This is a genomic window from Massilia sp. CT11-108 (assembly GCF_047302915.1).
GTDB lineage: Bacteria > Pseudomonadota > Gammaproteobacteria > Burkholderiales > Burkholderiaceae_D > Telluria > Telluria orientalis.
Genome location: NZ_JBKYMO010000200.1, coordinates 1 through 10,134 on the forward strand (window position 1 = coordinate 1; position 10,134 = coordinate 10,134).

Genomic DNA, 10,134 nt, shown 5'->3' on the forward strand with positions numbered 1-10,134 from the left:
GCCGCGACGCCCTGCGGCGCGCATCCTGGTATCCCGCGCTCGGCCTGATGACGGCGCGGGCGCAGGGCGGCTCGGCGCACGGATTCTTCCTGGCCGTGCAGGCGGCGTCGAACGCGCGCAGCCACGGCCACCACGATTCCGGCAGCTTCATCGTGTTCCACGACGGCCTGCCCGTGTTCGTGGACCCCGGCGTCGAAGCCTATACGGCGAAGACGTTCAGCAAGGACCGGTACACCATCTGGACCATGCAATCGGGCTGGCACAACCTGCCGCTCGTGGGCGGCCGGATGCAGGCTGGCCGGGATGCGCGCGACCGGGCGAGCCGGGTGCGCGTCGACGATATGGGGATGACGATGGACCTGGCAACCGCGTACGGCCCCGAGGCGGGCATCAGGACGTGGGAGCGGCGCATCGCGCTCGACCGCGCCGCCGGCACGGTGAACCTGCGCGAGACGTTCGCGCTGGCCCGTCCCGCGCCCGTGGCCCTCGTCTTCGTCACGCCGCGCAAGCCCGATGCGGCGCAGGCGGGCGTCGTCGCGTTGCCCGTGGCCGGTGGCCGGACCGTGCACCTGAAGTTCGATCCGCGCGCGCTGCGTGCCGACGTCGAACGTCTGGCGCTGGACGACGCGGGCCTGAAGCATGAATGGGGCGACGCGCTGTACCGCATCCGGCTGGCGTCCGCGCAGCCGCTCGGCAGCGGCGACCTGAACGTAGCGATAGCGACTTGAAACCTGAAGGATCCACATGAAGAAGCGAACGATGGCGGCCATCCTGGCGAGCGGCATGCTCCTGCTGGCCGGTTGCGCGGACATGACGAGTAATCGCGCGGCCGTTCCCGCGCAGGAAGCACGCACCTCGATCCCGACGCGGGCCGAAGCGCTCGCCGTCATCGACAAGGTGAACGGCTACTGGCAGCGCACGACGCCGCCGACGGAATCGGCGTTCTGGAACGTGGCCGTCTACCACACGGGCAACCTGGCGGCCTACGAGGTCACGCGCAACGAGGCGTACCGCCAGTATTCCGAGCGGTGGGCCGAGTACAACGGCTGGAAGGGCGCCAGGTCCGACAACAAGGCCGAGTGGAAGCTCACGTACGGCGAGACGGACGACCACGTGCTGTTCGGCGACTGGCAGGTCTGCTTCCAGAGCTATATCGACCTGTATCGACTCGGCCCGCAGGACCCGCGCCGCGTCGCCCGCGCGCGCGAGGTGATGGGGCACGAGATCGGCACGGACCGCGTCGACTACTGGTGGTGGGCGGACGGCCTGTACATGGTCATGCCCGTGATGACGAAGATGTACCACCTGACGGGCGACCGCCGCTACCTCGACAAGATGGTCGCGTATTTCGAGTACGCGAACAGTCTGATGTACGACCCCGAGACGCATTTGTACTACCGCGACGCGCGCTACGTCTACCCGCAGCACCGGAGCGTGAACGGCAAGAAGGACTTCTGGGCGCGCGGCGACGGCTGGGTGTTCGCCGCGCTGGCCAAGGTGCTCGCGGACCTGCCGCGCGACGATCCGTACCGGCCGATGTTCGAGGAGCGCTTCCGCGCGATGGCGCAGACGCTGAAAGGCATCCAGGCGCCGGACGGTTACTGGACGCGCAGCCTGCTCGACCCGGCCCACGCGCCGGGCCCGGAAACGAGCGGCACCGCGTTCTTCACCTACGGCATGCTGTGGGGTATCAACAACGGCCTGCTCGACCGCGGCACGTACCTGCCGGTGGCTGCAAAGGGCTGGGACTACCTGACCCGCACCGCGATCCAGGCGGACGGCAAGGTGGGCTACGTACAGCCGATCGGCGACCGCGCGATTCCCGGCCAGGTGGTGGACCGCAACTCGACGGCGCATTTCGGCGTGGGCGCGGTGCTGCTGGTCGCGTCCGAAATGGCGAAACTGGCCCCTTAGTTGGCCCCTTGTTTTCTCTCCTTCGCGGGCCCGAGTGCCCGTGTTCGGCCTGCCCAGGGATGGCAGGCTTTTTTTTGGTTAATTTCCAAGAACCGGGGTCAGAGCCCGGTTTTGGGAAATTAAAAGCTTGCACTTTTTTTACGCTGCGGCGATGCTTTAGCCCTTGTTAGTGGGAAACGCGTCCATGTTGGAAGACAAAAGCGCCCACGCCGTCGGTACGTTGCGCTATACGACGGCGGGCCTCGCCATCGTCATGTTCTGGCTGCTGTTCGGCGAGTTCGCCATCGCCTTCCGCGACCGCTCGGCCATCCCCGGCGTCATGGAACTGCTGCGCCAGCACCACGCCAGCGACACGATGATCGCCGTGCTCGTGTCCGCGCTGCCGGCGCTGCTGGGCGCCGTGCTCGTGCCCATCGTCGGCTTCCGCTCCGACCGTTTCCGCAGCCGCTGGGGCAGGCGGCTGCCGTTCCTGATGGGGATCACGCCGGTCGCCGCGCTCGTGCTGATCGCGCTCGGCAACTGCGCGACGTTCGGCCGCGTCACCGACCAGTTGCTCGGGTCGCTGTCACCCGGCGTGGACGCTTGCGTGCTCGCGTGGTTCTGCCTGTTCTGGACCGTGTTCGAAGGCGTCGCGCTCGTCACGCTCGCGCTGTATGCGGGGCTCGTCAACGACATCGTGCCGCGGCCCGTGCTCGGGCGCTTCTACGCGGCGTTTCGCATCGTCAGCCTCGTCGCCGGCATCCTGTTCAACCTGTGGTTCTTCAGGCTGACGGAACACCATCTGCGCGAAGTCTTCCTCGGCATCGGCCTGTTCTTCGGCGTCGCCGTCATGCTCATGTGCCTGCGCTTGAACGAGGGCGAGTACGGCCCGCCGTCGGTGGATGGCCAGGATGCCATGACGTGGCGCGCGATGGGCCGCGCGTACTGGCGCGACTGCCTGTCGGACCGCTACTTCCTGCTCGTGTTCTTCGCCCTGACGGCGTCCGAACTCACGTTCATGCCCTTCAATACGTTCTCGCAGCTGTACGCGGAATCGATCGGCATGGACAAGGCCACCCTGGGCCGCCTGCTCGCCTTGTCGTACACCTTGTCGATCGGACTGTCGTACGTGATCGGCTGGCTCGTCGACCGCTACAGCGCCGCGAGCGTGACGGTGTGGGCGATGGGCCTGTACCTGTGCGTGGGCGCCGGCGGCTTCCTCGCCGTGCACGACCTGCAGAGTTTTTCCATCGTCTACGTGCTGCACGCCGTGGTGGCGGGCACGTATTACACGGCGTCCGCCTCGCTGCCGATGGTGCTGTTCCCCCGTGCCCGCTTCCTGCAGTTCGACGGCGCCAAGCGCGTCCTGTTCTCCACCTCCAACATCGTGCTGAGCTTCCTGCTCGGTCCCCTGCTCGACACGACGGGCCACCTCTACGGCCTGACGCTGCTCGTCGGCGGCCTGCTGGCGGGGACCAGCCTGGTCATGTTCAGGACACTGGCACGCGCCGCGCGCGGGCGGGTCGGCGCGGCGTCGTCGGCATAGATTCCGCCTGCGGCGCCGGTCCCGTCGAATCGCGCACGGTGAGCCTGGCGGGGAAGGCGATGCGCGCCGGGCCCGTCGTCTGGCCCGCGATCATGCCCACCACTTCGCGCACGGCATAGGCGGCGATCGTATCGAACGGCTGGTGCATCGTCGTCAGCTTCGGGAACACGCAGCTGGCGGTCGGGATGTCGTCGAAGCCGATCACGGAGATGTCATGCGGGACCTTCAATCCGCGGCTGTTGATGGCGTCGATGGCGCCGAACGCCATCTCGTCGTTCGCGGCGAAGATGGCGGTCGGCGGGACGGGGAGGGCGAGCAGCTGTTCCGTCGCCGCATAGCCGCCCGGCTGCACGAACGCGCCGTTGACGACGAGCGCCGGATCGGGCGTGATGCCGGCCGCCTGCAGCGCATCGACGTAGCCCCGCTCGCGCTCCGCGCTCTGCCCCGTGCCCGGATTGCCGGCGATGTAGGCGATGCGGCGGTGGCCCAGTTCCAGCAGGTGATTCACGGCCACGCGCGCGCCGAGGCGGTTTTCCGCCGCGACGACGGGCACCGCGAGGGGGCGCGCATCGAAGCAGATCACGACGCTGGCCACCTGCTGGCGCTCGATGGCGTCCAGGAAGCGGTCGTCCGCACCGGGCATCACGACCATCAATCCGTCGCACAGCTTGCCCAGCAGGTCGCACGTCGCCATGCGGTCCGGGCTGTCGAAGCGTTCCGCGTTGAACAGCAGCAGGTCGTAGCCCTGGGCGCGCGCGTGCGTGCTCAACGCGCGGATGATCTCGTGCAGCACGACGGGGCCGTAATTGTTGACGAACACGCCGAGCAGGCGGCTGCGGTCCCCGCGCATGCGGCGCGCCAGCGGATCGGGCGTGTAATTCAACTGCGCGGCGGCGGCCATGATGCGCTCGCGCGTCTCGGCCGACACATAACCCGCGCCGCGGATCGCACGCGATGCCGTGATCGGGGCCACGCCCGCGAGCCGGGCGACTTCACTGAGTTTGCTGACTTTACGCATGGTGGGAAGTCTGACGGAAAAATGAGACAACGTACATCACAAAATTCGTCAAAGGTATGACCGTTTGGCATGCCTGTCGTGGTTGTGCGACACAGAATTTGCCAAAATGGCTCACAATATCGAATAAAAACAATGAGTTACGCCCTGATTTGATTCGTGCGTGCACTATTGCCCTTTAATAATCGCTTGTGGTAACGTGACCACCAGCCGGCGTAAAGACCACCGTTAGTCGTGCCCCAGACCGGCACCTATGTTCCAATAACGACACAAGAATGGAGACAAGATGAACAAGAAGTTGCTCGCCACGCTGCTGCCGGTGGCGCTGGCCGCCGCCTATGGGAACCAGGCCCTGGCACAGGATGCGACGGCGCCCGCCGCGCCGACCACCGAACCGGCACCGCCGGCCGCGGACGCACCCGCCGCGACCACGGTCGTCGTCACGGGCTTCCGTTCCAGCCTGCAGAAGGCGCTGAACCTGAAGCAGCAGGCGATCGGCGTGCGCGATTCGATCGTCGCCGAGGACATCGGCAAATTCCCCGAGGCGAACGTGGCCGAGTCGCTGCAGCGCGTGCCGGGCGTGATCCTGAACCGCGACGAAAGCTCGGCGGAAGGCCAGCGCATCTCGATCCGCGGCCTGCCGACCGAATACACGGTGACCACGCTGAACGGCGCGCCGGTCAACACGACGTCGACGAGCACCATCGGCAGCGCGGCGCGCGGTTTCAACTACGACGTGTTCGCATCCGAACTGTTCGGCCGCGTCGACTTCTACAAATCCCCGCTGGCCGAACTGCCGGAAGGCGGCATGGGCGGCGTCGTCGACCTGCAGACACCGCGTCCGTTCGACAATCCGAAGCGCACCGTCCGCTACGGCGTGTCGGCCGCCTTCAACACGATGTCGGAGAAGACCGATCCGAACCTGTTCGCGCTGTATTCGAACACGTGGGGCAACTGGGGCTTCCTGGCCGGCGCGTCGCACTCGAAGGCCGTCAACAACCGCTCCGGCTTCGAAGCGACGGGCGGCTACAACAGCTCGCGCCGCGGCAGCGCCTCGCCCGTGCTGGGCAACTTCGCGTTGCAGCTGGACTACGACGATCCGCGCGCGAACCTGTCCGGCTATACCCGCGACCAGGTCGACAACGCGCTGCTGCCCCGCATCTACCGCTTCTACGGCTCGCAGAACCGCCGCACGCGCGACGGCCTCGTGACGTCGCTGCAGTACAAGGAAGGCGGCCTGAATATCAGCCTGGACGGCCTCGCCTCGCAACTGCAGAACAGCCGCGACGAACTGTATTACGGCATCCTGATCCGCAACAGCAAGACGACGAACCGCGCCGCGCCGGCCGGCCAGGCGGGCCACAATGGGCTCGTGCCGCTGGACGTGCACATCGACCCGGCGTCGAACCTGTTGACGGGCACCTTCGGCAATACGTCGTACAGCAGCGGCGTCACGTACGGCGAGGACAAGACGAAGTTCGGCTACCTCGCCCTGAACGGCCGCTGGGAAGTGAAAAAGGGCACCGTGCTGACCGGCCAGCTGTCCGCGAACAACAGCGACGCGAAGAGCTACCAGGACACGCTGTCGGGCCAGATCTTCGGCGTCGATTCCACCATCGACTACGGTTCGGACCACGTGTACCCGTCGATGTCGTCGAACGTCGACTACACGAACCCCGCCAACTTCACGGGCTTCGACATCAACACCGGCTGGACGCGCGAGACGGACAAGGGCCGCCAGGCGCGCCTCGTGCTGGACCAGGACTACGACCTGTGGGGCGGCTGGACGGGCCACTTCAAGGGCGGCCTCGTGTACGTCGACACGACGAAGACGATCGAGAAGCGCAACGGCACGACCGCCATGGTGGCCAAGCTGAAATCGTTCGGCGACGCGGGCCTGCGCAGCAACATGGTGTCGGCCCTGCCGATCTCGAACCTGGACATGGGCGACGGCTGGCCGCATCAATTCGGCACGTTCACGCGCAGCTATACGTATTCCACGTACGACCCGCTGGCCTACAACACGCCTGCCGCCTTCACGCCGGCGCAGAGCTTCGGCGCGGAAGAGAAGGTCACCACCGGTTTCGTGCAGTCCGACTTCAAGGGCGAAGTGCTCTCCCGCGAACTGCGCATCAACGCCGGCGTGCGCTGGGCGCAGACGAAGCTGGGCATCGACAACTACAAGAAGTCGGGCACGGGCGGCGCCTACCTGCCGAACCAGGAACACGGCAAGTATACGAACGTGCTGCCGGCCGTCAGCGCCGCGTACGACCTGACGGAAGACCTGATCTGGCGCGCGTCGTACGGCAAGACGATCAGCCGCGCATCGCTGTCGATCATCGCCGCGCAGACCGTCATCCCGAACCCGTTCGACAACACGGCCACCGCCGGCAATCCGAACCTGAAGCCGCAGCAATCGAAGAACCTCGACACGAGCCTGGAGTGGTACTTCAAGCCGGGCAGCCTCCTGTCGGCCGCGTACTTCAAGAAGGATCTGACCGACGCCACCGTGTCGAGCACGACGCAGACCACGTTCGGCGCACTGGGCCTGCCGGATACGGCGCTGGGCGCGATCTTCCAGGACAAGAACGGCCACGTCGATCCGAACCTGCCGATGACGTTGCGCACCTACGGCAATGCCGGCCAGCAGACGTTGAAAGGCTACGAGCTCGCGTACCAGCAGGACTTCAACTTCCTGCCCGATCCGTTCAAGGGCCTGGGCGCGCTGGCCAGCTATACGCACATCGATCCGTTCAACAGCCAGAAATGGATCACGAACGCCGGCAAGGAAATCGAAGTCAACTCGGTGCCGAAGTACGCGTACAGCTTCACGACGTATTACGAGCGCGGCCCCCTGGCGATGCGCCTGTCGTACAACTACAAGGGCCGCTCGCTGCACGGCGACAATCCGAAGAACAACGGCGACGATTTGATTCGCTGGCGCGCCGCCCGCGGTTACCTGGACGGCACCATCAGCTACAAGCTGACCGAGAACCTGGAACTGCGTCTCGACGCGCTGAACCTGACCAACACGCTGTCGTACGATTACTTCGAGGATGCGACGGGCCAGTACGGCGACGGCCACCGCACCCGCATGGACTATGCGAAGTATGATGGCCGCACCATCAAGTTCGGCCTGCGCGGCAAGCTCTGATTCTTCATTTATTCTTACGACCACATGACCATCAGTTTCCAACGCCGCCGCCTGCTGCAGGGCGCGGCCCTGCTGCCTTTCACGGGCACACTGCACGCGGCGGCCTCCCGGCGCTTCGCGATCGGCGACCACGACTTCCTGCTGGACGGGAAACCGATCCAGATCCGCTGCGGCGAGATGCACTTCGCCCGCGTGCCGCGCGAGTACTGGGCGCACCGCCTGAAGACCATCAAGGCGATGGGCCTCAATACCGTGTGCGCCTACCTGTTCTGGAACTACCACGAATGGAGAGAGGGCCGCTACGACTGGGCCGCGCAGCGCGACGCCGCGGAGTTCTGCCGGCTCGCGCAGCAGGAAGGACTGTGGGTGATCCTGCGTCCCGGTCCGTACGCCTGCGCCGAGTGGGAGATGGGCGGCCTGCCGTGGTGGCTGCTGAAGCACGACGGTGACGCGTTCCTGCGCACGCGCGACGAGGCCTACCTCGCGCCGGCGCGGCGCTGGCTGAAGGAAGTGGGGCGCGTGCTCGGGCCGCAGCAGGTCACGCACGGCGGTCCGATCCTGATGGTGCAGGTCGAGAACGAGTACGGCTTCTACGGCGACGACGTGGGTTACCTCCGCGTGCTGCGCCAGGCCTTGCTGGATGCGGGCTTCGACGTGCCGCTGTTCCAGTGCAATCCGACGAATGCCGTGGCGCGCACGCACATTCCGGAACTGTTCTCGGTGGCGAACTTCGGCAGCGACCCGGTGGCCGGCTTCAAGGCGCTGGACGCCGTGCAGAAGGGCCCGCGCATGTGCGGCGAGTACTACTCCGGCTGGTTCGACACGTGGGGATCGCCGCACCGCCGTGGCGGCGTGGAAGGCGCGACGAAGGACATCGCCGCGATGCTGAAGGCGAACGGTTCGTTCAGCCTGTACATGGCGCACGGCGGCACGACGTTCGGCCTGTGGGGCGGCTGCGACCGCCCGTTCCGGCCCGATACGACGAGCTATGACTACGACGCGCCGATCAGCGAGGCGGGATGGATCGGCGCGAAGTTCGACGCGTACCGCGCGGCGATGACGCCGTTCCTGGCGGCGGGCGAAAAGCTGCCGGCGCCGCCGCCGCCCATGCCCGTCATGACGGTGGCGCCGTTCGCGCTGGCGGAATCGGTGCCCGTCAAATCGGCGCTGCCGGCCCGGGTGATCAAGGACCAGTCGCCGCGGCCGATCGAGCAGTACGACATCAGCCGCGGCCTCGTCTCGTATCGGGTGACCCTGCCGGCCGGCCCGGCGGGCGTCGTGGAAGTGGCACGTGCGCGCGACCTCGCGTGGGTCACGCTCGATGGCAGGCAGCTCGGCACGTTCGACACGCGCCACCGCCGCTACAAGGTGGACGTGCCCGCGCGCAGCAAGCCGGCGACGCTGGAGATCCTTCTGTACACGATCGCGCGCGTGAACTTCGGTCCCGAGGTCCACGACCGCAAGGGCATTCATGGTCCTGTCACGTTCACGGCGAAAGGCGGCACCGCGCAGCCGCTGGAAAACTGGGAAATCCGCGCGCTCGATTTCGACGCGGACGGCGTTCTGCCGAAGCTGGCGTTCAGGAAGGGCCGCGGCAAGGGCGCCGCGTTCTACCGCGGCGGCTTCGATGCGGCGCGCACGGAGGACACGTTCCTCGACATGTCGGCGTGTGGCCAGGGTGTCGTCTGGATCAACGGCCGCTGCCTGGGACGTTTCTGGAGCATCGGCCCCACGCAGACGATGTATCTGCCGGGACCGTGGATCCGCAAGGGCCGCAACGAGGTCGTCGTGCTGGACCTGACGGGACCGCGCGGGCAGGGCACGCCGACGATCGCCGGCCTGGAAACGCCGATCCTCGACCAGCTGCACCGCGAGCGCGATTTCCCGCGCCCGCCCAGCACCGCGCGCGTGCAGCTGGATGGCGTGAAGCCGGCGCACGAAGGCGAATTCGCGCCCGGCTCGCAGACGCAGGACGTGCGCTTCGGCGCGGCCGTGAAAGGCCGCCAGTTCTGCCTGGAGTCGCTCGACGCGTTCGACGGCAAGCCGTTTGCGGCCGTGGCGGAACTGTCGCTGCTGGACAAGGACGGCAAGACGCTGGACCAGTCCAACTGGACCATCGCCTGGGTCGACAGCGAGGAAGCGACGAAGGAGGACGGCGGGGCGCTGAACGCGATCAATGGCCAGAACAGCGACTACTGGATCACGGCGGACAAGGCGGCTTACCCGCACCGCCTCGTGATCGACCTGGGACGCGGCATGGACGTGGCCGGCCTGCGCTACGTGCCGCGCCAGGGACCGGACGGCACGCCGGGACGCATCCGCCACTTCCGCGCCTACGTGGGCGATACCCTGGTGGTGGACAAATAATCAACGAAGGAGACGCATGAAACGACGACACTTCATGGGCAGCTTCGCGGCCGCCGCCGGTGCCATGGGCCTGAAGGGCGCCGACGCGGCCATCCGGCGCAGCAGGTTCAGCATCCACTCGCGGTCGTTCCCCGCGCGCGGCGCCGGCGTGGCCGCGTC

Annotated in this window: 6 protein-coding genes; 5 read left to right on the forward strand and 1 reads right to left on the reverse strand. The window is 66.9% G+C overall.

Annotated elements, in window-relative coordinates; translation table 11 throughout:
• From ACEN88_RS16705 to ACEN88_RS16715, 3 genes are all read left to right on the forward strand, one after another.
• Positions 1–728, forward strand: a 728-nt coding sequence (locus ACEN88_RS16705) for a heparinase II/III family protein (protein ID WP_413341313.1), incomplete at its 5' end; no start/stop codon positions are given.
• 16 nt (positions 729–744) lie between these two features.
• Positions 745–1,914 (forward strand): glycoside hydrolase family 88 protein, encoded by a 1,170-nt coding sequence (locus ACEN88_RS16710; protein ID WP_413341315.1) that lies wholly within the window; start codon positions 745–747, stop codon positions 1,912–1,914.
• A 184-nt stretch (positions 1,915–2,098) separates the two neighbouring features.
• Positions 2,099–3,439: an MFS transporter gene (locus ACEN88_RS16715; protein ID WP_413341317.1), complete on the forward strand. Its 1,341-nt coding sequence runs from the start codon at positions 2,099–2,101 to the stop codon at positions 3,437–3,439.
• Here the strand turns inward: ACEN88_RS16715 and ACEN88_RS16720 are convergent.
• A complete protein-coding gene (locus ACEN88_RS16720) occupies positions 3,384–4,457 on the reverse strand; it encodes a LacI family DNA-binding transcriptional regulator (protein WP_413341319.1) in 1,074 nt (357 codons plus the stop codon). The genes ACEN88_RS16715 and ACEN88_RS16720 overlap by 56 nt on opposite strands.
• A gap of 283 nt (positions 4,458–4,740) precedes the next feature.
• Here ACEN88_RS16720 and ACEN88_RS16725 point away from each other — a divergent pair, with 283 nt between their 5' ends.
• Both ACEN88_RS16725 and ACEN88_RS16730 read left to right on the forward strand, forming a co-directional pair.
• The gene (locus ACEN88_RS16725) at positions 4,741–7,608 is read left to right on the forward strand and encodes a TonB-dependent receptor (RefSeq protein WP_413341321.1); all 2,868 of its coding nucleotides are present in this window, start codon (positions 4,741–4,743) and stop codon (positions 7,606–7,608) included.
• Positions 7,609–7,632: 24 nt separating this feature from the next.
• Positions 7,633–9,975 carry a beta-galactosidase gene (locus tag ACEN88_RS16730; protein WP_413341322.1) on the forward strand — a complete coding sequence of 781 codons (2,343 nt, stop codon included), beginning with the start codon at positions 7,633–7,635 and terminating at the stop codon, positions 9,973–9,975.
• Positions 9,976–10,134 lie beyond the last annotated feature (159 nt).

What these genes read in the sequence shown, in the direction of transcription:
- ACEN88_RS16720 (WP_413341319.1), bottom strand. Translation starts at nt 4,457, where the DNA reads ATGCGTAAAGTCAGCAAACTCAGTGAAGTCGCCCGGCTCGCGGGCGTG.
- ACEN88_RS16710 (WP_413341315.1), top strand. Translation starts at nt 745, where the DNA reads ATGAAGAAGCGAACGATGGCGGCCATCCTGGCGAGCGGCATGCTCCTG.
- ACEN88_RS16730 (WP_413341322.1), top strand. Translation starts at nt 7,633, where the DNA reads ATGACCATCAGTTTCCAACGCCGCCGCCTGCTGCAGGGCGCGGCCCTG.
- ACEN88_RS16715 (WP_413341317.1), top strand. Translation starts at nt 2,099, where the DNA reads ATGTTGGAAGACAAAAGCGCCCACGCCGTCGGTACGTTGCGCTATACG.
- ACEN88_RS16725 (WP_413341321.1), top strand. Translation starts at nt 4,741, where the DNA reads ATGAACAAGAAGTTGCTCGCCACGCTGCTGCCGGTGGCGCTGGCCGCC.